At 39.4% G+C, this 26,130-nt stretch carries 18 protein-coding genes, 1 tRNA gene and 1 pseudogene; 17 read left to right on the top strand and 3 right to left on the bottom strand.

From position 1 onward, the window contains the following. Positions 1 to 125: 125 nt before the first annotated feature. Positions 126 to 197: transfer RNA gene (locus MS6x_RS06305), tRNA-Gln, on the top strand. A gap of 426 nt (positions 198 to 623) precedes the next feature. Then, entirely contained in the window at positions 624 to 953 is a 330-nt protein-coding gene (locus tag MS6x_RS06300; RefSeq protein ID WP_482606142.1) for a hypothetical protein, read from the top strand. Positions 954 to 969: 16 nt separating this feature from the next. On the opposite strand, the gene MS6x_RS06295 is transcribed toward MS6x_RS06300, so the two are convergent. After that, complete coding sequence (locus MS6x_RS06295; RefSeq protein WP_482606141.1) at positions 970 to 2,313, bottom strand: cation:proton antiporter domain-containing protein; 1,344 nt, start codon at positions 2,311 to 2,313, stop codon at positions 970 to 972. Positions 2,314 to 2,587: 274 nt separating this feature from the next. On the opposite strand from MS6x_RS06295, the gene rimP reads away from it, so the two are divergent. Genes rimP through infB form a run of 3 tightly spaced genes read left to right on the top strand, consistent with a single transcriptional unit; the run spans position 2,588 to position 7,156 of the window. Continuing rightward, the gene (rimP, locus tag MS6x_RS06290; protein ID WP_482606139.1) at positions 2,588 to 3,049 is read left to right on the top strand and encodes a ribosome assembly cofactor RimP; all 462 of its coding nucleotides are present in this window, start codon (positions 2,588 to 2,590) and stop codon (positions 3,047 to 3,049) included. Positions 3,050 to 3,062: 13 nt separating this feature from the next. Continuing rightward, positions 3,063 to 4,295, top strand: coding sequence for a transcription termination factor NusA (nusA, locus tag MS6x_RS06285; protein ID WP_482606138.1), 1,233 nt, complete (start codon positions 3,063 to 3,065; stop codon positions 4,293 to 4,295). Positions 4,296 to 4,336: 41 nt separating this feature from the next. Next, entirely contained in the window at positions 4,337 to 7,156 is a 2,820-nt protein-coding gene (gene infB / locus MS6x_RS06280; protein WP_482606137.1) for a translation initiation factor IF-2, read from the top strand. 31 nt (positions 7,157 to 7,187) lie between these two features. On the opposite strand, the gene MS6x_RS06275 is transcribed toward infB, so the two are convergent. Then, positions 7,188 to 7,559 carry an SPOR domain-containing protein gene (locus MS6x_RS06275; RefSeq protein WP_482606136.1) on the bottom strand — a complete coding sequence of 124 codons (372 nt, stop codon included), beginning with the start codon at positions 7,557 to 7,559 and terminating at the stop codon, positions 7,188 to 7,190. 230 nt (positions 7,560 to 7,789) lie between these two features. On the opposite strand from MS6x_RS06275, the gene MS6x_RS06270 reads away from it, so the two are divergent. From MS6x_RS06270 to MS6x_RS06230, 9 genes and pseudogenes are all read left to right on the top strand, one after another. After that, entirely contained in the window at positions 7,790 to 9,133 is a 1,344-nt protein-coding gene (locus MS6x_RS06270) for a cytochrome c3 family protein (RefSeq protein ID WP_482606135.1), read from the top strand. Positions 9,134 to 9,164: 31 nt separating this feature from the next. Then, positions 9,165 to 12,274 (top strand): annotated as a pseudogene (locus MS6x_RS06265) (TAT-variant-translocated molybdopterin oxidoreductase). Positions 12,275 to 12,305: 31 nt separating this feature from the next. Then, entirely contained in the window at positions 12,306 to 14,051 is a 1,746-nt protein-coding gene (gene nrfD / locus MS6x_RS06260; RefSeq protein ID WP_482606134.1) for an NrfD/PsrC family molybdoenzyme membrane anchor subunit, read from the top strand. A 2-nt stretch (positions 14,052 to 14,053) separates the two neighbouring features. After that, positions 14,054 to 14,584 carry a DUF3341 domain-containing protein gene (locus MS6x_RS06255; RefSeq protein ID WP_482606133.1) on the top strand — a complete coding sequence of 177 codons (531 nt, stop codon included), beginning with the start codon at positions 14,054 to 14,056 and terminating at the stop codon, positions 14,582 to 14,584. A 2-nt stretch (positions 14,585 to 14,586) separates the two neighbouring features. Further along, positions 14,587 to 15,147: a c-type cytochrome gene (locus MS6x_RS06250; protein WP_482606131.1), complete on the top strand. Its 561-nt coding sequence runs from the start codon at positions 14,587 to 14,589 to the stop codon at positions 15,145 to 15,147. Positions 15,148 to 15,162: 15 nt separating this feature from the next. Beyond that, the gene (locus MS6x_RS06245; RefSeq protein ID WP_482606129.1) at positions 15,163 to 16,461 is read left to right on the top strand and encodes a quinol:cytochrome C oxidoreductase; all 1,299 of its coding nucleotides are present in this window, start codon (positions 15,163 to 15,165) and stop codon (positions 16,459 to 16,461) included. A 30-nt stretch (positions 16,462 to 16,491) separates the two neighbouring features. After that, entirely contained in the window at positions 16,492 to 17,553 is a 1,062-nt protein-coding gene (locus MS6x_RS06240) for a cytochrome c oxidase subunit II (RefSeq protein ID WP_482606128.1), read from the top strand. Positions 17,554 to 17,596: 43 nt separating this feature from the next. Beyond that, positions 17,597 to 19,423, top strand: a complete 1,827-nt coding sequence (locus tag MS6x_RS06235; protein WP_482606127.1) for a cytochrome c oxidase subunit I — start codon at positions 17,597 to 17,599, stop codon at positions 19,421 to 19,423. Between the two features lie 133 nt (positions 19,424 to 19,556). Next, positions 19,557 to 20,384 carry a GIN domain-containing protein gene (locus MS6x_RS06230; protein WP_482606125.1) on the top strand — a complete coding sequence of 276 codons (828 nt, stop codon included), beginning with the start codon at positions 19,557 to 19,559 and terminating at the stop codon, positions 20,382 to 20,384. 55 nt (positions 20,385 to 20,439) lie between these two features. Here the strand turns inward: MS6x_RS06230 and MS6x_RS06225 are convergent, their stop codons facing one another. Beyond that, positions 20,440 to 22,704 (bottom strand): acyl-CoA dehydrogenase family protein, encoded by a 2,265-nt coding sequence (locus MS6x_RS06225; RefSeq protein ID WP_482606123.1) that lies wholly within the window; start codon positions 22,702 to 22,704, stop codon positions 20,440 to 20,442. Positions 22,705 to 22,799: 95 nt separating this feature from the next. Between MS6x_RS06225 and ruvB the strand changes: the two genes are divergently transcribed. From ruvB to queG, 3 genes are read left to right on the top strand one after another with little or no spacing between them, the layout of a single operon-like run. After that, positions 22,800 to 23,822, top strand: coding sequence for a Holliday junction branch migration DNA helicase RuvB (gene ruvB / locus MS6x_RS06220; RefSeq protein ID WP_482606121.1), 1,023 nt, complete (start codon positions 22,800 to 22,802; stop codon positions 23,820 to 23,822). After that, positions 23,822 to 25,147, top strand: coding sequence for a cytochrome P450 (locus MS6x_RS06215; protein WP_482606120.1), 1,326 nt, complete (start codon positions 23,822 to 23,824; stop codon positions 25,145 to 25,147). The genes ruvB and MS6x_RS06215 overlap by 1 nt, the downstream gene beginning before the upstream one ends. Continuing rightward, positions 25,144 to 26,061 (top strand): tRNA epoxyqueuosine(34) reductase QueG, encoded by a 918-nt coding sequence (gene queG, locus MS6x_RS06210; RefSeq protein WP_482606119.1) that lies wholly within the window; start codon positions 25,144 to 25,146, stop codon positions 26,059 to 26,061. Before MS6x_RS06215 ends, queG begins: the two co-directional genes overlap by 4 nt. Positions 26,062 to 26,130: the final 69 nt, after the last annotated feature.

The following is a 26,130-nucleotide window of genomic DNA, read 5'->3' as shown; positions in this document are numbered from 1 at the left end:
TAAACCTTTAACAGGACGGTTCTAGTGTTTTTTAAGATTATTGTTTAAAAAAATGTTTGTGCAAACCAAACTTTGTTTTAAATTTGCACCCTCGAATGTAAAACTTAAGTTTTGCATACAGAGATTGGCCCATGGTGTAATTGGCAACACTCCGGTTTTTGGTACCGTCATTCAAGGTTCGAGTCCTTGTGGGCCAACTTAAAAAAACCCGATATCCTTAACGTGATGTCGGGTTTTTTGTTTTAAGAAAAATGAATGATAAGATTGCCTTAAACGCAGACTACGCGAGTTCTTGTGGCACAACAGAAATTTTAAAGTAAATTTCGTTACCGTTAAGATGGTGGTATTTTTTATTGTGGACGCTGAAATTATAAGCAGTTTTAAGTTTTAAAGGCGTATACCATACTCATGTACTTATTTTGTGTTAGTTAAGAGACAGTCATTTGTTTAAATGCTTTATGTAAGGTTTTAACGACAAATTGTATCCCGTTATCGCAAATCTTGTCGTCCAGATGAGATATTTCGTATATTGCCATCCCTAAATGAATTAAAATCAGAATTAGATTAACAGCATTCCTTTTTAAATGGGATGATAATTTAGCTCGTTTTTAAAACCACTCATTATGAATTTAACCGCAAAGCATCTCAAAATTATACTTGTATTGGTAGTTGTTGGTTTTGTTGTAGGTATTTATCTGCAAGATAAAGAGCACCAAAAAAGTACCCAGCATGCTTGGAAGGCTAACCGGTATAACTTGGAGCGCTTTAACAAAATTACCGAATTCAATAAATCTATGAACGCCAGTAACTGGAGGAGTATGCAGGATAGTATAGAAAGTGAGTTGGATACCTTGATGATACTTAGGTTTAGAAAAGAAATGGACAGTATCAATACCTATAAGACAGGGACTGGGCAGGTAAAAGCAGGTGTTGTTTCTGCTTCTGTTAAATAAGGTAGATAGCGGTTTGCTACAAATCGGGTGATTTTGTACTTTCCGTAGAAGCATCTGAGTCCATAGTAGAAATAGTGTCGTCTGATAGTTGTTGTAGTTTTTGTTGTTCCCTTAAAGCATCCTCGGCCTCATTCCGTTCTGTGTATTCTTCATCAATTTCGTCTAATAGCGTATTCATTTTCTTTTTATCCTTGATCATTGCCCATGTCATAATTAGGCTTGTAGCAATAATAACAAAAAGTAATATTCCAGATTCAAAACTCGTTACTTGAGCTTTCTCTGGTATCGCATAGAATAATAAAACGGTTATAAGTCCCCTTGGTGCTACAAACAACTGCGGTAAGATATCTTTTCCAATAAATATTTTTAAAATTACAAATCTAATCGTATAAATGGATGCAATGATAAGTAGGCTTACCAAGGCTACTTTAAAGTTGAAGAGCGATGTAATTACGATACTTAGCCCAAAGACAACAAAGAAAAAGGTTCGCACCACAAAGGCGGTTTCTAGCGTTATGATGTGTAGCTCATGATAAATTTGTTTGATTTTTTCATGCTCTAGAAAAACGGCGGTTTTCCCCGGAAAAAATAGTTTAACGTTCGCGATTACCAAACCAAATATTAATATGATAATGAGGGAGGAAAGGTGAAATTTCTTACCTATAGCATAAAGTAATAAGAGCACGGCAATCAGTAGGAAAAGTTTAGCCTGACTCTTTATTTGTTGAAAAATGAGGATAATGGCGTAACTGGCAACGAGCCCAATTACTATGGTTAGTGCTAAATTGCCCGCAAAACCTGCAACGCCGCCATCTTCTGCAGGATTAAGGCCGCCAATAAGGTAGTAAAACATCATAATCCCCATAATGTCAGAAAACGTGCTTTCATAAATATGGAACTCTTTTTTGTTTTCAGAAAGCCCACTAACGCTAGGAATGATAATTGCACTCGAAAGAATGGATAATGGTGTGGCGTAAAGCCATGCAGATTGCATACTCATATCTGGTATGAACTGATGTAAAATGAGCGCCGCTGCATAAGCGGAGCCTAAAAGCCCTAAGAGGGCTATCGCCATGGATTTTAAAATAGGCACAAGTTTTTCACGCTTGAGTTCAAGTTCCAGTGCGGCTTCCAATACGATCATTATCAAACCAATAATTCCAAGGAGTTCTAATCCACCAGAAAAATCCAAGGCTTCTGGCACAAAATACCTCAATACATATTGTAAAATAATGCCTAGTACGATTAGCATAAGTACCGATGGGATATTGGTCTTCTTTGCAATACCGTTGAACCAGAAAGAAAGTATAATAATTACAGAGGCCTCAATGATAAGATTATAAGATGATAGTACGTCCATGTGGTTTGTAGTATAATTTTTTGAGTGCATAAAAGTAGGTCTAAAAGATTGAACCAATGAACTGGTGGGATGCAAAAATGTGTAAAGAACGAGGTAGTATGGTCAAATCATTTAATTGTAAGGGGATACGGTATTGTAGAAATCAAATTTATTGTATATTTGCATCACTGAAAGGATATTGAAGTATTCATGAGGGGACAATTTGTCCCCTCTTTTATTAGAAAAAATTTACTTTGTCTATAGTCCTTTATTAGTTGGTATTGAAACTATTATTATGTTGCAGAGTAAGGTGAGAGCTTTGTTAGAAGCGGGTTTGGAAGAAGATGATTCGCTTTTTTTAATCGATTTTTCAGTAGGCACGGACAATAAGATAAAAGTTGTGATTGATGGGGACCATGGTGTTACCGTGGCCGACTGTATAAAAATAAGCAGGGCTATTGAACATAATTTAGACAGGGAAGAAGAAGATTTTGCCTTAGAGGTAGCGTCCGCAGGAGCTTCTTCGCCATTACTTCTGCCAAGGCAGTACAAAAAAAACATTGGCAGAAAATTGGAGGTCCAAACCGCCTCTGAAACGTACGAAGGTAGTCTCACGGCTGTTGCCGAAGAGCATATAGTTTTGGAATGGAAAGCCAGGGAGCCTAAACCTATAGGTAAAGGCAAGGTTACCGTTCAAAAAAGGAAAGAAATTGATTTCTCAGAAATCAGTAAAGCAAAAGTTGTATTAAAATTTTAATTTCAAAGTATACATGGAAAATATTGCGTTAATAGAATCTTTCTCGGAATTTAAGGATGATAAATTTATAGACCGGGTAACGCTTATGGCGATTTTGGAGGATGTGTTCAGAAATGCGTTAAAAAAGAAGTTTGGTTCAGATGATAATTTTGATATCATCATTAATCCGGACAAAGGGGATTTGGAAATTTGGCGTAACCGAATCGTTGTTGAAGATGGTGAGGTTGAAGATGAAAATGAAGAGATTTCCTTGACAGATGCGCAAAAAATAGAACCGGATTTTGAAGTGGGGGAAGATGTTTCCGAAGAGGTTAAGTTGATAGATTTAGGAAGAAGAGCAATTTTAGCCTTGCGTCAGAATTTGATTTCTAAAATTCACGAACACGATAATACCACTATTTATAAGCACTTTAAGGAGCTTGAAGGTGAGATTTACACGGCCGAGGTACATCATATACGTCATAAAGCGGTGATTTTATTGGATGATGAAGGAAATGAGATTATCTTGCCTAAAGATCGACAAATACCTTCTGATTTTTTCCGTAAAGGTGATAATGTTAGGGGGATTATTGAAAGTGTAGAGCTTAAAGGTGCCAAACCTTCTATTATTATGTCCAGAAGTGCTCCTAAGTTTTTGGAACAATTGTTTTTTCAGGAAATCCCAGAAGTATTCGATGGTTTGATTACGGTGAAGAAAGTGGTTCGCATTCCTGGTGAGAAAGCAAAAGTTGCGGTAGATTCTTATGATGACCGCATCGATCCGGTCGGTGCCTGTGTGGGGATGAAAGGTTCTCGTATACATGGTATCGTAAGGGAATTAGGGAACGAAAATATTGATGTAATTAATTGGACGGCAAACCCACAATTATTGGTAACAAGAGCCTTAAGTCCGGCGAGAGTATCTTCTGTAAAGTTGAATGATGAAAAAATGACCGCTCAAGTGTATCTGAAGCCAGAGGAAGTTTCCAAGGCTATTGGAAGAGGAGGTCATAACATAAGATTGGCAGGACAATTAACAGGATACGAAATAGATGTATTTAGAGAGGGAGTAGAGGAAGATGTAGAGCTGACCGAGTTTAAGGATGAAATTGATGCTTGGATTATAGAAGAGTTCAAGAAAATTGGGATGGACACTGCAAGAAGTGTCTTGGAGCAGGATGTAAATGATTTGGTTAAGCGAACAGATTTAGAGGAGGAGACAATCTTAGAAGTTGTTCGTATCCTAAAAGAAGAATTAGAAGATTAGCTATATATTAGCACAAGAATAAAGAACGGGAATCAGTATTTATGGCAGACAATGCAAAAATAAGACTTAATAAAGTTCTTCGTGAACTTAATATTTCCTTGGATAGGGCCGTGGACTTTCTTAGTAGTAAAGGACATGAGGTGGACGCTAGGCCAACGACCAAGATATCCGATGAGGTTTATCAGGTTTTGCTTGATGGGTTTCAGACCGATATGAGCAAAAAAGTGGCTTCAAAAGAGGTAGGGGAGGAAAAACGGAAGGAAAAGGAGGCCATAAGGATCCAGCTAGAGCAGGAGCAGGAAGCCAGAAGACTTGCCCGTGAAAAACGCAATGCAGAATCCGAAAGGCCTATCAGCACCAAGGTAGAGCTTGCGGGACCTAAAATGGTAGGCAAAATCGACTTGAATCCTAAAAAGAAAAAAGCTGAAGCCGCTCCAGAGGAAAAGATTGAAGAGACACAGCCGAAGCCTAAAGTTGTAAAGGACGAACCCGTTGTTCTTTCAGAAGAGAAGGTTGTGGCAAAGGAAGAAGTTTCATCTAAAAAGGAGGAAACGATGGTGGCGGACGAAGCAACGTCATCGAAAGACACGAAGAAAAATGAAGCTGTAACCAAAGATAAAGCTGTATCGTCAGAAACTAAAGAGGCAACATCAGTTTCAGAGAAAGAAGGTGATTCGGAGGCCGAGGTTAGTCCAGAAGGACCTAAAACAATTGAAACACAGTATCAAAAATTATCAGGTCCAAAGATAACGGGAGATAAAATTGATTTATCCAAGTTTAGAAAACCTAAGAAGAAAGAGGACAAAAAAACTGATAATACGGATCGCAAAAAACGCAGAAAGCGTATTGTAAGTAAAAACACCAATACGGGTTCTGGTTCTAGGACATCAGGTGGCAGTACGAGGAGAGGCGACGTTAGGCGATTGGTGCCGCAAAATAAGGTAGAGCCTACAGAGGAGGATGTACAGAAACAAGTACGGGAAACTCTGGAAAAGCTACAAGGAAAATCCAAGAAAGGTAAAGGGGCCAAATATAGGAGAAGTAAAAGGGATCAGCATAGAGAGCAGACAGAAAAGGATTTAGAGCAACAAGAATTACAAAGTAAGGTCTTAAAAGTGACCGAGTTCGTTACGGCCAGTGAGGTTGCAACGATGATGGAGGTCTCTACTACAGAAATTATTTCGGCTTGTATGTCCCTGGGTATTATGGTGACCATGAATCAGCGTTTAGACGCGGAAACCTTGGCTATTGTTGCCGAGGAGTTTGGTTATGAGGTAGATTTTGTTACCGCTGATATTGAGGAAAGCATTGTAGAGGAAGAAGATGCTCCGGAAGATTTAAAGCCGAGAGCACCAATTGTTACGGTAATGGGCCATGTAGATCATGGTAAAACATCCTTACTGGATTATATAAGGGAAGAAAACGTAATTGCCGGAGAAAGCGGGGGTATTACCCAGCACATTGGGGCGTATGGTGTTACCTTGGAAAACGGAGAGATGATATCCTTTTTAGATACACCGGGCCACGAAGCGTTTACCGCTATGCGTGCAAGGGGTGCGCAAGTGACGGATATCGCGATTATTGTAATAGCAGCTGATGACGATATAATGCCCCAGACTAAAGAAGCTATCAGTCACGCGCAGGCAGCAGGGGTTCCTATCGTATTTGCGATTAATAAAATAGATAGGCCCACGGCAAATCCTGAAAAAATCAAGGAGGGTCTTGCACAGATGAATTTATTGGTGGAAGATTGGGGAGGAAAGATTCAATCCCATGATATTTCCGCAAAAACTGGTGCAGGAGTAAAAGAACTACTTGAAAAAGTTTTGCTGGAGGCAGAATTGTTAGAATTGAAAGCTAACCCGGATAAGTCTGCTACCGGTACTGTAGTGGAGGCGTTTTTGGACAAAGGTAAGGGGTATGTTTCTACCATTCTTGTTCAGGCAGGAACGTTAAAAATTGGAGATTACGTTTTAGCGGGTACCACTAGCGGTAAGGTTAAGGCAATGCAGGATGAACGTGGAAAGAATGTAGCGCAAGTAGGACCTTCTAGGCCTATATCAATTTTAGGTTTGGACAGTGCGCCACAGGCAGGGGATAAGTTTTTTGTGTTAGCAGATGAGCGGGAGGCAAAACAAATTGCCGCAAGACGATCACAATTGCAGCGTGAGCAATCTGTTCGAACGCAACGTCATATAACCTTGGACGAGATAGGAAGAAGAATCGCACTAGGAGAGTTCAAGGAATTGAACATTATACTTAAAGGTGATGTGGATGGTTCTGTTGAAGCATTAACGGATTCCTTCCAAAAACTATCAACAGATGAAATTCAAGTAAATATCATTTACAAAGCAGTTGGTCCTATTACAGAATCGGACGTTTTGCTAGCATCTGCTTCAGATGCTGTAATTATTGGGTTCAACGTTAGGCCAATGGGTAATGCGAAAGCGATTGCCGAGAAGGAGGAAATAGATATCCGTATGTATTCTATTATCTACGACGCGATAAATGACCTTAAAGATGCAATGGAAGGTATGCTTTCTCCTGAAATGAAGGAGGAGATCACCGGAACGGCAGAAATAAGAGAAACGTTTAAGATATCTAAAGTGGGTACTATAGCGGGTTGTATGGTAACTACTGGTAAGTTGTTTAGAAACACTAATATCCGTTTGATTAGGGATGGTGTGGTTATTTATACCGGAGAATTCGCCTCTTTAAAACGCTTCAAAGATGATGTTAAGGAAGTTGCCAAAGGTTATGATTGTGGAATCCAGATAAAGAACTATAATGACATACAAATTGGAGATGTCATTGAAGGTTTCCAGGAAGTGGCAGTAAAGAAGAAGCTTAAATCGAAATAATAAGCGCTAAAATGAGATAAAAAAAATCGGCCTATTTGGTCGATTTTTTTGGTTTTAATAACATAGCATTTGGATATTTTTCCCTTACCTCGTTAAATTTTCGTTCAGCTTCCATTTTTGTTTTGAACTTACCCACTCTAACACGGTAGGTGGGGGAATCAAAATCAATTTTAGAGGGAAGGCTTGGAAAATCGGTCTCTACATTTGCCTTAATGCTTTCGGCCTGTGCGTGAGAGCCAAATCCAACTTGAATTCTGTAGTATTCTGAAGTTTTAAGCGCGGTTTTATACAGGTCTAATAATACCGCTATCTTTTCATCCTGTTCAATACGAATGGTTCCTTCCTGTGCGTGGATGAACTGACCTATGGTTAAGCAGAGAAAGATGCAAAATAATTGTTTCATAGCTGTAATATTATGGTTACGTGCAAGTTGCAAAGGTAATTTTTTTGAGGCTTAAGTAGCGTGCTCAAATGTTTATTTAGAACAATTATAAATTGTAAATTATAAATAGATTAACCTTTTTTCAAATAAAGTCAATGTCGTATTTTTGCATCCAATTCAGGCGTTTAATTGGTTGTATATTCAAGCAATGTCCATAACCATGCCAAGAATCCGATTGAAACATTTTATATATGAAAAAGGTGACATACCTAAATCAGTTTTCTAAAGCTTCTGTCTTTAGTGTAGTATTTTCCCTCCTTTTTTCGGTTGCGCTTACTGCTCAAGATGCGGCTGTCGAAGGATCTGTAGATCCTGTAGCTGGAAAAGCATTGTTTAATCAAAATTGCGCCGCTTGTCATGCGATGAATCGCAAAATGACTGGTCCTGCGTTGGCGAACGTGGAAACGCGTTTGGCAGAAGAGGAAGGTTTGGATAAGGAATGGTTGTATTCTTGGATAAAGAATAGTGCGGGCATGATTAAGTCCGGTGATGCCTATGCTGTAAAGATTTATGAGGAGTACAATCAGGCTGCAATGACCGCATTTCCTACGCTGTCTAATGCCGATATTGATAATATTTTGGCCTATACGGCCGCTCCTCCCCCTGCTCCCGTTGCAGCGGCTGCTGATGCTGCTGTTGTAGCCGGTTCGGGTACTGCTTCGGGTGGTATATCAAATGAGGTTATTTTAGGTGCGTTGCTTCTTGTTTTTGCATTGTTGGTGGTTATGTTAGTCTTGGTTAACGTAACCTTAAGACGAATTGCAAACGCCAATGGAGTGATGTTGGAGAAAGAAAACGCTGAAAAGAGAACTCCTATCTGGAAAGCTTTTGCCCAGAATCAGTTTTTGGTATTGGTTACTGCTATATTTTTACTACTTGGCAGTGCTTACTTTGCTTATGGTTGGATGATGCAGGTGGGTGTGGATCAAGGTTATGCTCCCATACAGCCCATTCATTACTCGCATAAGATTCATGCAGGAGCAAATAAAATAGAATGTCAGTATTGTCATTCATCGGCAAGAGTTTCAAAACACTCTGGAATACCTTCGTTGAATGTATGTATGAACTGTCATAAATCAATCTATGAGTATAAAGGTAATCCGGAAGGACCTACGGCTGAAGATTTAGCCAACGGTTACACGAATGAGTTTTATACGAATGAGATTAAGAAATTATACAAGGCTGTAGGATGGGATGAAGAAAATCAGAAGTATACTGGTGAAAGTCAACCCGTAGAATGGGTGAGAATCCATAATCTGCCAGATTTTGCATATTTCAACCATTCTCAACATGTTTCTGTTGCGGGTGTGGACTGCACCACATGTCACGGGCCTGTAGAGGAAATGGAGATTATGTACCAATATTCGCCATTAACAATGGGTTGGTGTATTGACTGTCACCGAGAAACCAATGTTAAGGTAGAGGGTAATGAATACTACGAAAAGATTCATGCAGAGCTTTCCAAAAAGTATGGTGTAGAAAATTTAACCGCTGCCCAAATGGGAGGCTTGGAATGTGGAAAGTGTCATTATTAATAAGTTTAAGAAGTTAATTACAGATATACGTATGTCATCAAACAAAAAGTACTGGAAAAACGAAGCGGAGTTAGATCCTAACGATTCCATTGTTGAGGCGCTAAGACAGAACGAGTTTGTTGAAGAAATTCCCGTTGGGGATTTTTAGGAGACAAAGAGACTTTATCTACTACAAATACTAATCGTAGGGATTTTTTAAAGTACGTTGGTTTTAGTACCGCAGCTGCTTCTTTGGCGGCTTGCGAAGGTCCGGTTATTAAGTCAATTCCCTATGTGGTACAACCCGAGAACATTGTTCCTGGGATTTCTAATTACTATGCTACTTCGATTGCAAACGGTTTCGATTTTGCGAGTATTTTAATAAAAACAAGAGAAGGTCGGCCGATTAAGGTGGAGAATAATACACTTGCCAAGGTAAATGGTGGTGCTAATGCTAGAATACAGGCGTCTGTACTTTCCTTATATGATAGTACTAGGTTGCAAGGACCAATGGCTAATGGAGAGCCTGTTGAGTGGGATGTTTTGAATGCAGCTGTAAAGGCTAAAATGAGTAGTCCTGGAGAAGGTAAAAAAATTGTTTTTTTAACCCAAACCTATGCTAGTCCTTCTACAAATAGATTGATGTCCGAATTAACTGTTGCTAATGAAAATGTTAGCCATGTAACTTATGATTCAATTTCTGAGGATGCAGCGTTAACGGCTTTTGAGAATGCTTATGGAGAGCGGGCATTGGCAGATTATGACTTTGAAAAATCACACCTTATAGTTTCTTTTGGGGCGGATTTCCTTTCCGATTGGCAAGGTGGTGGTTTCGATAATGGATATTCAAAAGGGCGAATTCCTAAAAATGGAAAAATGTCCAGGCATGTTCAGTTAGAAGCCAATATGAGCTTAACTGGAGCGAACGCCGATAAAAGAATTCCGCTAACGCCAACAGCACAGAAAATAGTGTTAGCCAAATTGTACGGAAAGCTTAGTGGTGTATCCGTAGGCGGTAACACATCTGAATATGAAGCGATTGTTGATCAATTGGCTACAGAGGTAAAAAACGCAGGATCTAATGCTGTTGTTATATCCGGACTTGATGATGTGAATGCCCAGATGGTGGTTTTAGCAATAAACAGAATGCTTGCAAGCACCTCTTTTGACCCTGCTGCCCCAAGATATGTTCGACAAGGTAGCGTGACGGCTGTAAACGCACTTATTTCAGATATGAAAGCTGGAAGGGTTGCCGCGTTGATAATGGATGGAGTGAACCCTATGTACTCATTACCAAATACGGCGGACTTTAAGGAAGGTCTTGATGCAGTTGATCTTACATTGGCTTTTTCCCAAAACTGGAACGAAACAACAGAGGTAGTTCAATATGTAGGAGCTACGAACCATTACTTGGAGTCTTGGGGCGATGTTGAGATAAAGAAGGGTCATTATACCTTAATGCAGCCCACAATCCAACAGCTTTTCGATACAAAACAGTTGCAAACTGCTATCTTGGATTGGATGGGTAGTGATAAAACGTACTACGATTATATAAAGGATACCTGGACAGGTACTATTTTAAATGGTGCCGATTGGGGACAAACATTACAAGACGGCGTGTTTAGCGCATCTACGTTAGCTGTGGGTAATGATTTAATGGATTCCGCAGAAGCTGAAGAGAATACAGAGGGTGTTGCGACTATACCAATGACTTCTGCATTGCGAAGTTTGGTAAATGCTACCAGTGACGGTATAGAGCTTACATTGTATTCCAAGGTTGGTATGGGAGATGGTCAGCAGGCCAGTAATCCTTGGTTGCAGGAATTTCCTGACCCAATTACACGGGTTGCCTGGGATAACTATGTTACTATTTCCAAAGCCGATGCTGAAAGTATTGGTGTAGAAAATGTAAATGTTGCCGACGGTGGTATGGATGGTAATTACGTGAATCTTATCGTAGATGGTGTTGTTTTGGAAAATGTGCCTATCGTGATACAACCTGGACAAGCGAAAGGATCTGTTGGATTGTCATTCGGTTATGGCAAGATGGTGGGAATGAAGGAGGAGATGCAAACAGGGGTTAATGCCTTTGTGCTTTATCAAGGAATGAACGCCAATCAAACAGTTAAGATAGAGAAGGCGGCTGGTAATCATGAGTTTGCTTGTGTGCAGTTGCATAAAACCCTTATGGGGCGTAATGATATCATTAAGGAAACTACACTTGAAATATTTAATACAAAGGACCATGCAGAGTGGAATGAAGTTCCACAAGTGTCTTTAGATCACCAAGAGGTGCCCGCATCTTCTGTTGATCTTTGGGATAGTTTTGATAGGTCTATAGGCCACCATTTTAATATGTCTATTGATTTAAATGCCTGTACAGGTTGTGGGGCTTGTGTTATTGCTTGTCATGCGGAGAACAATGTTCCTGTGGTAGGTAAAGCAGAAGTGCGAAAATCAAGGGATATGCACTGGTTGCGTATCGATAGATATTATTCTTCCGAGGATTCCTTTGAGGATGATATCAACAAGAAGGAAGGTTTTGATGGTCTTTCTGGAGGTAATGGATCTCTTGGTGGATTTGGTGAATTGGAAGATCCTTCAAGTAATCCACAAGTAGTCTTTCAGCCGGTAATGTGTCAGCACTGTAATCACGCGCCATGCGAAACGGTATGTCCGGTAGCTGCAACGTCACATGGTCGTCAGGGTCAGAACCAAATGGCGTATAACAGATGTGTAGGAACGCGATATTGTGCAAACAACTGCCCATATAAGGTAAGACGTTTCAATTGGTTCTTGTATAACAATAACGACGAGTTCGATTTTCACATGAACAATGATTTGGGTAAAATGGTATTGAACCCAGATGTAAATGTACGGTCCAGAGGTGTTATAGAAAAGTGTTCTATGTGTATCCAGAAAACACAGAAAACTATCTTAGATGCTAAGCGTGACGGACGGGTTATCGAAGATGGTGAGTTTCAAACAGCTTGCTCAATGGCATGTAGTAACGGAGCTATCGTTTTTGGCGACATCAATGACAAAGAGAGTGAAGTTGCCGAACTGAAAGAAAGTGATAGAATGTACCATCTTTTAGAGTATGTAGGAACAAAACCTAACGTATTCTATCATGTAAAAGTTAGAAATACCAACGAAGCATAACAATACTAGAAAGTAATTATAACAGAAGTCTATGGCGTCGCATTACGAAGCTCCTATACGAAAACCACTTGTACTCGGTAACAAAGGCTACCATGATGTAACCGTGGATATTGCTGCTCCCGTTGAGGGAAGGGCTAACAAGCATTGGTGGATTGTTTTTTCCATTGCATTGGTTGCTTTTTTATGGGGAGTAGGGTGTATTATTTACACAATATCTACAGGTATCGGTACTTGGGGATTGAACAAAACAGTAAACTGGGCTTGGGATATTACCAACTTTGTATGGTGGGTAGGAATTGGTCATGCCGGTACCTTGATTTCGGCCGTACTATTATTGTTCCGTCAAAAGTGGAGAATGGCTATTAACCGTTCGGCGGAAGCAATGACCATATTTTCCGTTATTCAAGCTGGATTGTTCCCGATCATACACATGGGTAGACCATGGTTGGCATATTGGGTACTTCCTATTCCTAACCAATTTGGATCGTTATGGGTTAACTTCAATTCGCCACTACTTTGGGATGTATTTGCAATATCAACGTATCTATCCGTTTCGCTAGTGTTCTGGTGGACTGGATTATTACCAGATTTCGCCATGTTACGTGACCGGGCAATATTACCGTTTCAAAAGAAAATTTATAGTTTATTAAGTTTTGGATGGAGTGGTAGAGCAAAGGATTGGCAACGTTTTGAAGAGGTTTCTTTGGTATTGGCTGGTTTGGCTACGCCTTTGGTGCTTTCTGTGCATACTATTGTATCTTTTGACTTTGCAACCTCGGTGATACCGGGATGGCACACGACTATTTTTCCACCATACTTTGTTGCTGGTGCAATTTTCTCTGGTTTTGCGATGGTGAATACCTTGTTGATTATTATGCGAAAGGTATGTCATTTAGAAGCTTATATTACGGTTCAGCATATTGAGTTAATGAATATTGTAATCATGCTTACGGGTTCCATCGTAGGATGTGCCTACATTACTGAATTGTTTATGGCGTGGTATTCTGGAGTGGAATATGAACAGTATGCTTTTCTCAACAGGGCTACTGGACCTTATTGGTGGGCATATTGGTCCATGATGACATGTAATGTGTTTTCCCCACAGTTTATGTGGTTCAAAAAATTAAGGACAAGTATCATGTTCTCCTTCTTTATCTCTATTGTAGTGAATATAGGAATGTGGTTTGAGCGTTTTGTAATTATTGTAACATCATTACATAGGGATTATTTGCCATCCTCATGGACTATGTTTTCACCGACCTTTGTCGATATTGGAATTTTCATAGGTACCATTGGATTTTTCTTTGTACTATTTTTATTGTATGCAAGAACATTCCCTGTAATTGCTCAGGCCGAGGTTAAATCTATATTAAAAGCTTCTGGAGAAAAGTATAAAACGTTACGAGACTCAGGTAAGCCATTGTATCAGATTGCCTCCGATAATGTGGTAGTGAAAGAGCCAATTACAGATGATATATTGATGGGAAAAGTTGTGCCTACTGCGGGTGATAAGCAAGGAGTTTCCGAGCTGCTGAGTAGTATTGGGACATTTGATGCTACAAAGGATACGGCTGATGATTTGAAAAAGGTTAAGGGTATTGGACCCCAAATGGAGGCTACCTTGAATCAAATTGGGATTTACACATTTGCTCAGGTCGCTAGGATGACCGAGAAGGAATATGGTTTATTGGATTCTATTACCGGTTCTTTCCCGGGCAGGGCACAGCGTGATGATTGGGCAGGTCAGGCAACAGTATTATTAAATAACAAGAAATAAATATGGCATCTAAAGTTATACATGCTTATTACGACGATGATGATGTGTTAATGCTTGCCGTTAAAAAGGTGAAAGCAGCTAAACTTCATATAGATGAAGTGTATTGTCCGTTTCCGGTTCATGGTCTTGATAAAGCTATGGGCTTGGCTCCAACACGACTTGCCATTACATCCTTTCTATACGGTTGTGTTGGTTTGGCAGTTGCTACGGTGATGATGAATTATATCATGATTGAAGATTGGCCTCAGGATATTGGCGGTAAGCCTAGTTTTAGTTACATTGAGAATATGCCGGCTTTTGTACCTATAATGTTTGAGCTTACTATATTTTTTGCTGCGCACTTAATGGTGATAACTTTTTATTTACGTAGTAGGTTGTGGCCCTTTAAAAAGGCGGAAAATCCAGACATAAGAACTACCGACGATCATTTTTTGATGGAAATAGAAATTCATAATAATGAACAGGAGTTGAAAGATGTATTAGCTAATACTGGAGCTGTAGAAATAAATATATTAGAAAAAAACAGTCATTAAATATGAACAGTTTTAAGAAAATAGGAATTATAGCAGGTTTGATGTTCGTTTTGGTTGCCTGTCAGGACAATTCCAAGCCAAATTACCAATACATGCCTAATATGTATGAACCAGTAGGTTATGAAACCTATCAAGAAGTAGATTTTCTTCCTAATGGGTCACAGGCTATGTTGCCGCCGGCAAATACAATAAATAGAGGCTGGTTGCCATATGGTATAGAAAACTCGATAGCGGGTAAAGAATTGGCTAGATTAAATGAAAGCCCGTTGGATTCCACCAATGTGGTCAATAATCTAACCAAGGGTAAAGAAATGTACGATGTGTATTGTGCCATCTGTCATGGTAACAAAGGAAATGGTAAAGGATGGCTTGTAGAACGCGAAAAAATTCTTGGTGTTCCAAGTTATGCGGACGAAGCTAGGAACATCAATGTGGGTTCTACATATCATGTTATTTATTACGGATTGAATTCTATGGGTTCGTATGCCTCACAAATGAATACGACAGAAATGTGGCAAGTTTCTGAATATGTAATGCAATTGAAAGAAGATTTAACCAAATAACAGGTAAGCAAAACTATGTACACGTTTTCTAATAGACTTAAAATAGGTTCGATAATTCTAATGGCTGTTGGCCTTTTGGGAATAGTTGGCGGATTTGTTATGGCACCCGCTACGGTAGAAGAGGCGAAAGAAATGGTAGCATCACATGATAGCGATCATTCGGAAGATACATCCCACGCGGCAGAATCCCATGATGGAGCACATGATGCACCGCATGACGAGCACCTATTGCATCAGTTACAAAACAAGCCTTGGGCAGCGTTATATGTTGCTGCGTTCTTCTTTATGATGATATCCCTAGGGGTACTGGCGTTCTATGCAATTCAACGTGCTGCACAGGCAGGTTGGTCACCGCTACTGTTTAGGGTTATGGAGGGTATTACCGCATATTTAGTGCCAGGAGGGATAGTAGTTTTCGTAATTTTATTGTTGTCCGCATTACACATGAACCATTTGTTCGTTTGGATGGATCCTGAAGTAGTTGCACATGATGCAATTATTCAAGCAAAATCTGGGTACTTAAATCCTACCTTCTTTTTAATTAGGGCCGCTTTTTTCTTATTGGGATGGATTGCCTATCGCGAATATTCAAGAAAGCTTTCGTTAAAGCAGGATGAATCGGATGACAATTCTAATTTCAAAATGAATTTCAGGGTTTCTGCAGGATTTTTGGTGTTTTATCTAATTACGGAATCCATAATGTCTTGGGATTGGATCATGAGTGTGGATCCACACTGGTTTAGTACCCTGTTCGGTTGGTATATTTTTGCTAGTATGTTCGTGTCTGGTATAACCGTTATTGCAATGGTGACTATTTACCTTAAGTCAAAAGGGCACCTAAAAGATGTTAACGATAGTCATATTCATGATTTAGCAAAATTCATGTTTGGTATAAGCGTATTTTGGACCTATTTATGGTTTTCTCAATTTATGCTAATATGGTATAGTAATATACCGGAAGAAGTAACATATTACGTTACAAGGATAGAAGATTATAGGTTGCCCTTTTTCGGAATGGTTGCAATGAACTTTATATTTCCATTGTTATTGCTTATGAACAGTGATTTCAAGCGTGTAAATTGGTTTGTGGTTATGACAGGTGTAGTGATACTTGCAGGGCATTATATGGATATATTTGTTGCCATTATGCCTGCTACGGTAGGTGACCAATGGTTTATTGGAATTCCTGAGATTAGTTCGGTACTGTTTTTTGCTGGATTTTTTATCTTTTGGGTTTTTAGGGCACTTACAAAAGCTCCTTTACAGCCAAAAAGAAATCCGTTTATTGAAGAAAGTAAGCACTTTCACTATTAGTAAGTTTAAAGTATAATATTAAATCATACAATGACTACATTATTAATTTTAGTTGTTTTAGTACTCGTGGCAATTGCGGTTTGGCAAATGACCAAGATTTTTGAGCTTTCCCAGCTCAAAACGAATAGTAGTGAAATAGCTACGGATAAGGACAATAAATACAACGGTTATATGCTCTTTGCATTTCTGGTGTTTATTTACGGGATAACCATATTCAGTTTTGCCAAATATGCGAAGTTTTTGTTGCCCGTAGCCGCTTCCGAGCATGGTGCGGAATATGACAATTTAATGCTCGTATCCATGGTGATTATATTTGTAGTGCAAACAATAACGCAAGCATTGCTACATTATTTTGGTTACAAGTATAAGGGCGAAAAAGGTAAAAAAGCATTGTTTTATGCAGATAACGACCGATTGGAGTTTATTTGGACAATTATACCAGTTATTGTATTAGCTGGCTTAATTCTTTGGGGTCTTTATACATGGACAAATATTATGGATATTAATGAAGATGATGATCCGTTGATTGTAGAATTGTATGCTCAACAATTCGGTTGGACGGCAAGATATGCAGGAGATGATAATGTTCTAGGTGGTGCGAATGTAAGAATGATAGACATAGATAGGGCTAATACACTTGGTCTAGATGAAGCAGATACCTATGGTTCAGATGACGTCATCGTTAAAGAGTTACATTTACCGGTAGGCAGAAAAGTAAACTTTAAGATGCGTTCTCAGGATGTATTGCATTCTGCATATATGCCACACTTTAGAGCACAAATGAATTGTGTTCCTGGTATGACCACAGAGTTTTCATTTACACCAATATATACTACGGAAGAGATGAGACAGAATCCTGAGGTAGTAGATAAAGTAAAAAGAACAAATATTATTAGAGCGGAGAAATCTGCTGCAACCGGAGAGGTTTTAGATCCTTGGGAATTTGATTACATTTTACTATGTAATAAGATTTGTGGGAGATCACATTATAATATGCAAATGAAGATTATTGTGGAGTCAGAGGAGGATTACAATGCGTGGTTGGCTACACAAAATACGTTTCAGGAGACTATGGCTTCTGTTGCGCAATAAGATTAGGCTATAAAAAGGAAGTTAAATAAAAATTTATTCGATTATGTCAGCAGTAACAGCACATGTAGATGAACATGCTCACGACGATCATGGCCATCATCATAAAGAAACTTTTGTAACAAAGTATATATTCAGTCAAGATCATAAAATGATTGCCAAGCAATACCTTATATTGGGTGTGTTGGTAATGGGTTTTATAGGTATTGCCATGTCCTTGCTTATGAGAATGCAGCTGGCATGGCCGGGAGAAGCATTTTTAGTATTTGATACGTTTTTAGGTAAATGGGCACCGGACGGGATCATGGATGCTGATGTGTATTTGGCATTGGTAACGATGCACGGTACTATAATGGTTTTCTTTGTGCTAACCGCTGGATTAAGCGGTACCTTTAGTAATCTTTTGATTCCATTACAAATTGGTGCACGTGATATGGCCTCTGGTTTCCTAAATATGGTTTCCTTTTGGTTGTTTTTTGTTGCAAGTGTTATAATGATCATATCACTTTTTGTGGAAGCAGGGCCAGCCGCTGCAGGTTGGACGATATATCCGCCCTTAAGCGCGTTGCCAATGGCCCAACCAGGATCTGGTATGGGTATGACCTTATGGTTGTCCTCCATGGCTATTTTTATAGCATCATCGCTGCTAGGGTCACTTAATTACATAGTTACCGTAATTAACCTAAGGACTAAAGGTATGTCCATGACAAGATTGCCACTTACAATTTGGGCTTTCTTTGTAACGGCTATTATTGGTGTTATCTCTTTTCCAGTTTTACTATCCGCGGCATTAATGCTAATTATGGACAGGAGCTTTGGTACTTCGTTTTTCCTTTCGGATATTTTTATTCAAGGAGAGGTACTTCACTATCAAGGTGGTTCACCTGTTTTGTATGAGCACTTATTTTGGTTTCTGGGCCACCCTGAGGTATATATTGTATTGTTACCTGCTTTGGGAATTACGTCTGAGGTCATGTCAACAAATGCCAGAAAACCTATTTTTGGCTACCGTGCGATGGTAGCATCCATTTTGGCGATAGCATTCTTGTCAACGATTGTTTGGGGGCACCACATGTTCATATCAGGGATGAATCCATTTTTAGGTTCTGTATTTACATTTACTACCTTATTGATTGCAATACCGTCGGCAGTAAAAGCATTTAATTATATAACCACACTCTGGAAAGGTAATCTTCAGTTGAATCCTGCTATGTTATTTTCTATAGGATTAGTCTCCACTTTTATTACAGGTGGTCTTACTGGTATTATTTTGGGTGATAGTACATTGGATATTAATGTACACGATACGTATTTCGTGGTTGCTCACTTTCACTTGGTAATGGGAATATCTGCGCTTTACGGCCTATTTGCTGGTGTGTATCACTGGTTCCCGATAATGTTCGAAGGAAGAATGTTGAATAAGAACATGGGGTATGTGCATTTCTGGATAACGGCGATTTGTGCTTATGGCGTTTTCTTTCCAATGCATTTTGTTGGTATGGCAGGTGTGCCAAGAAGATATTACGAGAATACGGCTTTCCCTATGTTTGATGAATTGGCCGATGTACAAGTTTTAATGACGGTTTTTGCCATAATTGCTGGCGCAGCACAGTTAATTTTTGTTGCAAACTTTGTGTATAGTATGTTTTATGGTAAAAAAGGACCTCAAAATCCTTGGAGTTCAAATACATTGGAATGGACAGCATCACAAAAGCATATCCATGGAAATTGGCCTGGAGCTATTCCAGAAGTACATCGTTGGGCGTATGATTATAGTAAAGTGGATGCAGATGGGGAATATATTATTCCTGGACAGGATTTCGTCCCTCAAAACATACCGTTACAACAGGATGAGGAAGAATTGAACCATTAAATAAATTTAAAAATATTTTAAATGCCCAACTTTTAAAGTTGGGCATTTTTTTTGCACTATCCTTTGTAGTAATAGAATTGTATTTTTATAATACCTTTAGAATTGTATTTTCTATCGGATAAAGAATAATATCATGAATAAAATAATAGTAGTTGTGTTTGTTTGTTTTCTAGGAGTTCAGTCCTTCGCTCAGAGAAAGCCGAAAATAAAGGGGAACAGAAATGTAACCGTAGTTACTGAAAATCTACCCGCTTTTAGAGCAATATCTCTGGATGATGATATAGAGGTTATGATTGAAAAGGCGTCTGCAGAAAGTGTTACAATAGAAGCTGACGACAATTTAATAGATGTCCTAAAATTCAACGTATCGAATGGAACCCTATTTGTTTCTTCTTTCTATAATATTACGTCTAAAAAGAAACTAAATATTACCGTGTATTATACGGAACTTGATGCCTTGACCATTAGCAATGGCTTAATTACTATGAAGGATGTCATTACAACAGATCAGTTTAAGGTGAAGACCTCTGGAGCGTCAAGAGTCGTGTTGAATGCATCTGCTGACGTCATAGACATTCATATGGAAGAGAATAGTTCGGGAGATTTTAACGTGGCGAGCGACTCTTTAAATCTAATATTTAAGGATAGGATAGATGCAAAGGTATATGCTACCGGACAAAGTAATTCCTTGTTAATGTACAAAAACTCTTCGGTTAAACTGGAGGGTAATACAGAGTTGTTTACTGTAAAACTATATGGCAATAGCACGCTCAAGGCAGAGGAGTTTACGTCACGGGTAATTCACCTATATGCCGAGGATTCCCCAGATGCGAGGGTGTATGCCGATGATGAATTTCAACTTTCCGCTAAAGGTTCCTCTAAAACCAGTTTATATGGAAATCCAAAAATCACCATGCTTGAGTTTTTGGATACGGCTCAATTGCATAAAGAAAACAAATAACCAAGGTAAGCAAGCAACCATGATGTAAATACTAACCATTTTATGTAATGAGAAGCTATTTCGCAATAGGAGCCGACATGCAGTGGTCCGGGATACCAAAACCGTCTACCAAATTATTTAAATGAGGTCTTAGCTCTGTACATAGTCTTTCTGTGCGTTGTCTTATCGCCTTTGATTTTGTACTTCCAATATAGCCTTGTTCCAAATACCAAGAGGCATCTTTCCTAATTTCGGATAGCGCATACAAACTACCTAGCTTTTGAAAAAGTTCACGATTCTTCTCATTCGATATAGTTTGGGTGAACGTATGAAAAGTTTCATACGCCAATTCTACGCTGTATGCTTTTCCCAAAGCAAGCAAATGGGTCTGTACTTTCAGAAACGCTTGGTAGGAAGGCACTCCTTTTTTAATATAATCCCTGATACGCATGGCCAGGGTGTAGGTGAGTCTCCTAGTTCTATAATTAAAAGCGTGTGCATGAAATTTTGGGTTGTATAAATGATCTTTGTCGGTTTTATTGGCGTAAATGGGATTCACTGTAGCAAGTTTATCGCTCAACTGTTGACTTAATAGCTTTAGCACCGAGGTAAATCCGGCACTGTTAAATTCCGCTTTAAAATCAGATAATACGCCTTTTGCTGCTAATTGAAGTAAGACATTGTTATCGCCTTCGAAAGTGGTAAAAATATCTACATCGCCCTTAAGGTCCGCAATTCTGTTTTCTAGTAGATATCCTTTGCCGCCACAGGCCTCTCTCGCCTCTTGTATACTGCTGTTGGCATACCAAGTAATCACCGCTTTTAATCCCGCCACTTGCGTTTCTACCTTTCGCTTGTCCGGTTGGGTGTCATCACAATAGAGTTCCATCATTTTATCTAATGTAATATGATACACATAGGCGCTTGCTACCAAGGGAGTAAGTCGCAATTGATGGCTAGGGTAATCCATCAATAAGTCTTCTTGTATCTTTACGCTATCGTTGAACTGTCTTCTTTTTAACGCATGCTTTATTGCTATGGTCAATGCCATTTTAGCACCACCAAGACCAGCCCTTGCAACACAGATTCGACCTCCTACCAGGGTTCCTAGCATTGTAAAAAATCGTTTGTTTGGATTTTTAATATCAGACTCATATATGCCATCTGAGGTGATATTACCGTATTTGTTTAGGAGATTTTTACGGGGTACGGGTACCTGATGAAACCAAATTTTTCCGTTATCAACACCATTGAGTCCTAGCTTATAACCATTATCTTCGATTCTAACACCAGGTAATGTTTTATGGTTCCCATCTCTTATGGGAACCAAAATGGCATGCACTCCTTCATTCTTTCCATTTACAATCAATTGCGCGAAAACGGAGGCCATAGTAGAATGTAGAGCGTTGCCAATATACTCTTTGTTATCATTTTTTCCAGGGGTATGTATGATTAAACTATCTGTTTTTTTGTCGTAAGTTGCGGTAGTCTTTATACCTCTTACATTAGAGCCATGACCGGTTTCTGTCATAGCGAAACAACCTAGCAACTGCGCTTTCCCCGTTTGTAACAAATAGTCACCGTGGTGTTTTTTGGTTCCTAATTTCTGTATACTTCCGCCAAAAAGTCCAAATTGAACCCCAAATTTAATTGTAAGGCTTCCATCAGCATACATCATGTTTTCAAAAATAGTGGCATAACCTTCCATGTCGCCTGTTCCACCATACGCTTCTGAAAATGCCATGGCACCGTATCCTTTTTCGGCTAAGTGTACCACTTGCTCTAAAACGGTAGTTCTGAATTCCTCTTTATTTCTATGAACCTCCCATTTAAAAATGGGGTGTGCCAAAGCCGCTCTAAAATTGTCCACCACCATTGCGTTTTTACCTTTTAAGATTACATCAATTTCTGATGCATTGTAATAATCAGAGGAAATTTCTTGTTGTACGGATACGTCAAAAAGATGATTATAGTGGTTGGGCTGTATACCTAGATTAATTTCTATATCCTTCAGACTGTCATTGAAGGGACAACTATCATAATAATGACAAACTACGTTCTGACTGAACGTTGCCAACGGATAGGTCTCCCTTTCTATTAATTGTACTTTTGAACTGGAAATGGTTTGTTTCCAGTGCTTAAAAGTTTCGTCCTTTGGAGGTTGCGTAACGCGCAACCAAGAGTTCAAGGTGTTTTGTTCATCTGTCGTTAAACTGCCATCATTTCTAATCGCGTTTTCTACAACATTAATTTCTGATGCGGAGATTAGGTCATCTGACCAGATTACATAAAAGAAAGGAATGTATTGAAGGATTCCAGAGGTGTATAGGTTCTTTTTCATGGGATTAAATTACGAATTTCTACACTAAATCATTCTAAATAAAGCTAGTGTGACTTGAAAAAACTTCTTTTCGGTTTGCGTATCTTTGTTAGTGTATGAACGAGTACTTAGATCCCTCATCAGAGGGTTTTTCCGATGCGGAACTGGACATTGAAAAGGTCTTAAGACCGGTTAATTTTGACGATTTTGCAGGACAGGAACAGGTTTTGGAAAATCTGAAAATATTTGTGGCTGCTGCCAACCAGCGTGGTGAGGCCTTGGATCATACCTTGTTCCATGGCCCGCCCGGTTTAGGAAAGACCACTTTAGCCAATATCCTGGCCAATGAGTTAGGGGTGGGCATTAAAATTACCTCTGGGCCTGTTTTGGATAAACCTGGTGATTTGGCCGGACTCTTGACCAACTTAGATGAACGAGACGTGCTATTTATTGATGAAATACATCGGTTAAGTCCTATTGTTGAGGAGTATCTGTACTCCGCCATGGAAGATTACCGAATAGATATTATGATTGAAAGCGGCCCAAACGCTAGATCGGTCCAGATTAATTTGAGCCCCTTTACACTTATTGGCGCTACCACCCGCTCCGGATTGCTAACAGCGCCTATGCGTGCCCGTTTTGGTATTCAAAGTCGTTTGCAATATTACTCCACAGAATTATTATCTACGATTGTGGAGCGCAGCGCGGAGATACTTAAAGTGCCTATTACCCAAGATGCTGCCATAGAAATTGCCGGTCGGAGTAGGGGAACGCCAAGAATATGTAATTCCTTATTAAGACGTGTTCGAGATTTTGCCCAGATCAAAGGTAACGGAAGCATAGATATGGAAATATCCAAGTTTAGCTTAAAGGCCCTTAATGTGGATGCTCATGGGTTAGATGAAATGGACAATAAAATATTAATGACGATTATTGATAAGTTCAAAGGTGGCCCCGTAGGATTGACTACATTGGCAACTGCCGTATCCGAAAGTTCAGAAACTATAGAGGAGGTCTACGAGCCTTTTTTGATACAACAGGGGTTTATAATGAGAACACCGCGTGGACGTGAAGTTACAGAGTTGGCTTATAGGCACTTGGGAAGAATCAAAAATAATATTCAAGGCGGTCTATTTTAATGAAAAAACTCCCCTTAGTTTCCCGAATGCATGTGTTTAAGAATAGGAAACAGATTCTGAAAAACCCTATACCTTTTCACCATGATAATTTTAATCGATTAGGCGATATATTTGAGGTAGAAGTTGGTTTTAAAAAGCGGATTGTATTTACGCGTCACGCCAAATTCATTAAACAAGTACTTCAAACGGAACAAAAGAAGTACCAAAAATCATCCTTGCAAACAGTGGATGTGGCAAAGTACATTGGCAAAGGTTTGTTGACTTCTAACGGAGAGCATTGGCGAAAACACCGCCGCATGGTGCAGCCTGCTTTTCATAAGAAAAAATTACAGGGGCTTTTACATATTATGCATGCATCTATTAGAAGCGAACTATCCCGAATTCGCCCTAACGAATTCCAGGATGTGTATCCCTTGATGGGAGATTTGGCATTTCAGGTAGTGGCTACTTCCTTGTTCAGTAGGGATGATATTAAACAACAAATGTCCGATTTAAAGGATATTACCGAGGCGAACCAACGGATGTTGATCAAAGAAATGCGACAGCCTTATCTAAACTGGTGGTATACCCTTTCCGGTAAAATAAACCGGCATTTGGCCCTTTCCAAAAAAGCTAGGACCATTTTAAGCGGAATAATTGCGGAACGCGTCCGAGAAAATACGGATAAGGACGATTTGATGGATATGCTCTTAAGTGCCCGCTATGAAGATGGTGGTGCCATGACAGAAGAGCAATTGATAGACGAAGTGCTTATACTGTTTGCCGCAGGTCATGAAACTAGCGCAAATGCACTTGGGTTTACCCTGTATTTGCTCTCCAAAAATCCGGAGGTACAGGAAAAGGCTTATAAAGAAATTTCTGGTATAGACTGGGAAAAGGACTTGGAAATGCAAGATATTAGAAACCTCGGCTACGTAAAGCAATGTGTGGAAGAGGCCATGCGCTTATACCCTCCGGCATATTATATAGACCGGGAATCCATTATGGAGGACGAAATAGACGGGTATAAAATTCCAAAAAACACGATGTTATTATTGGCTATGTATGAATTGCATAGGGACGAACGTTTTTGGGAAACGCCAGAAGACTATGTTCCAGAACGATTTGACCCTAGTAATAAAAAGGATTTTTCGGACTACTATTTTCCTTTTGGTGCAGGTCCACGTATGTGTGTGGGCAATAATTTTGCCATGCAGGAAATGATACTTACCATAGCGGAAATCCTTCGTAATTACAAACTAGAACCAGATATTGAGGCAATACAAATAGATCCCCTCATTTCTTTAAAACCGGTAGCTGTTAATCTTCACTTTAAACTTCGATGAACGTGTCTAAGATATCGGAAATGATTAAGGCCGAGGCTAAGCGTCTTGGTTTTTTATCTTGTGGTATCTCTAAAGCGGATTTTCTAGAAGAAGATGCCCCACGATTGGAGCGTTGGTTAAACAAAAACATGCATGGTGAGATGGCGTATATGGAAAATCATTTCGACAAGCGTTTAGATCCCAGGCTTTTGGTAGAAGGTTCAAAATCGGTCATATCCCTATTGTTGAACTATTTTCCTCAGGAAAGGCAGATAGAGAACACGTATAAGATTTCTAAGTATGCTTACGGTCACGACTATCATCACGTCATAAAATCCAAATTACGAGAACTACAAGAATTCATATCCGATGAAATTGGCGAAGTAAACGGACGGGCATTTGTAGATTCTGCACCCGTTTTAGATAAAGCTTGGGCAGCCAAAAGTGGCTTGGGCTGGATAGGAAAACACAGTAACCTGCTGACACAGCAAGTCGGTTCTTTTTATTTCATTGCAGAATTAATAGTTGATTTGGACCTGGAATACGATACCCCGGTAACAGACCACTGTGGTACTTGTACCGCTTGTATAGATGCTTGCCCAACCGAGGCCATTGTAGCACCTTACGTGGTAGATGGTAGTAAATGCATATCCTATGTCACGATTGAGTTGAAGAACGAAATTCCAAATGAATTTCAAGGGCAGTTTGATGATTGGGCCTTTGGCTGTGATGTATGCCAAGATGTTTGTCCTTGGAATAAATTTTCTAAACCACATAGCGAACCCTTGTTTAATCCGCACCCGGAGTTGCTTTCCATGTCCAAAAAAGATTGGGAGGAAATTACCGAAGACGTGTTCAAGAAAGTGTTTCAGAAGTCTGCGGTGAAACGTACAAAATTCTCGGGTCTACAAAGAAATATCAACTTTTTGAAGTAGTAAGGAACTACGCTATCGATTTCGTAGACCGAAGTAACTCCTTTTTTTTAACGTTAGGATTAAACAAGT

Source organism: Maribacter sp. MS6, from assembly GCF_056839185.1.
This window is presented reverse-complemented; position numbering and strand designations above follow the sequence as displayed.

What these genes read in the sequence shown, in the direction of transcription:
- infB (WP_482606137.1), top strand. Translation starts at nt 4,337, where the DNA reads ATGGCAGACAATGCAAAAATAAGACTTAATAAAGTTCTTCGTGAACTT.
- MS6x_RS06240 (WP_482606128.1), top strand. Translation starts at nt 16,492, where the DNA reads ATGACTACATTATTAATTTTAGTTGTTTTAGTACTCGTGGCAATTGCG.
- rimP (WP_482606139.1), top strand. Translation starts at nt 2,588, where the DNA reads ATGTTGCAGAGTAAGGTGAGAGCTTTGTTAGAAGCGGGTTTGGAAGAA.
- queG (WP_482606119.1), top strand. Translation starts at nt 25,144, where the DNA reads ATGAACGTGTCTAAGATATCGGAAATGATTAAGGCCGAGGCTAAGCGT.
- MS6x_RS06245 (WP_482606129.1), top strand. Translation starts at nt 15,163, where the DNA reads ATGTACACGTTTTCTAATAGACTTAAAATAGGTTCGATAATTCTAATG.
- nusA (WP_482606138.1), top strand. Translation starts at nt 3,063, where the DNA reads ATGGAAAATATTGCGTTAATAGAATCTTTCTCGGAATTTAAGGATGAT.
- MS6x_RS06255 (WP_482606133.1), top strand. Translation starts at nt 14,054, where the DNA reads ATGGCATCTAAAGTTATACATGCTTATTACGACGATGATGATGTGTTA.
- MS6x_RS06275 (WP_482606136.1), bottom strand. Translation starts at nt 7,559, where the DNA reads ATGAAACAATTATTTTGCATCTTTCTCTGCTTAACCATAGGTCAGTTC.
- MS6x_RS06235 (WP_482606127.1), top strand. Translation starts at nt 17,597, where the DNA reads ATGTCAGCAGTAACAGCACATGTAGATGAACATGCTCACGACGATCAT.
- MS6x_RS06295 (WP_482606141.1), bottom strand. Translation starts at nt 2,313, where the DNA reads ATGGACGTACTATCATCTTATAATCTTATCATTGAGGCCTCTGTAATT.
- MS6x_RS06225 (WP_482606123.1), bottom strand. Translation starts at nt 22,704, where the DNA reads ATGAAAAAGAACCTATACACCTCTGGAATCCTTCAATACATTCCTTTC.
- nrfD (WP_482606134.1), top strand. Translation starts at nt 12,306, where the DNA reads ATGGCGTCGCATTACGAAGCTCCTATACGAAAACCACTTGTACTCGGT.
- MS6x_RS06250 (WP_482606131.1), top strand. Translation starts at nt 14,587, where the DNA reads ATGAACAGTTTTAAGAAAATAGGAATTATAGCAGGTTTGATGTTCGTT.
- MS6x_RS06300 (WP_482606142.1), top strand. Translation starts at nt 624, where the DNA reads ATGAATTTAACCGCAAAGCATCTCAAAATTATACTTGTATTGGTAGTT.
- MS6x_RS06270 (WP_482606135.1), top strand. Translation starts at nt 7,790, where the DNA reads ATGAAAAAGGTGACATACCTAAATCAGTTTTCTAAAGCTTCTGTCTTT.
- MS6x_RS06230 (WP_482606125.1), top strand. Translation starts at nt 19,557, where the DNA reads ATGAATAAAATAATAGTAGTTGTGTTTGTTTGTTTTCTAGGAGTTCAG.
- MS6x_RS06215 (WP_482606120.1), top strand. Translation starts at nt 23,822, where the DNA reads ATGAAAAAACTCCCCTTAGTTTCCCGAATGCATGTGTTTAAGAATAGG.
- ruvB (WP_482606121.1), top strand. Translation starts at nt 22,800, where the DNA reads ATGAACGAGTACTTAGATCCCTCATCAGAGGGTTTTTCCGATGCGGAA.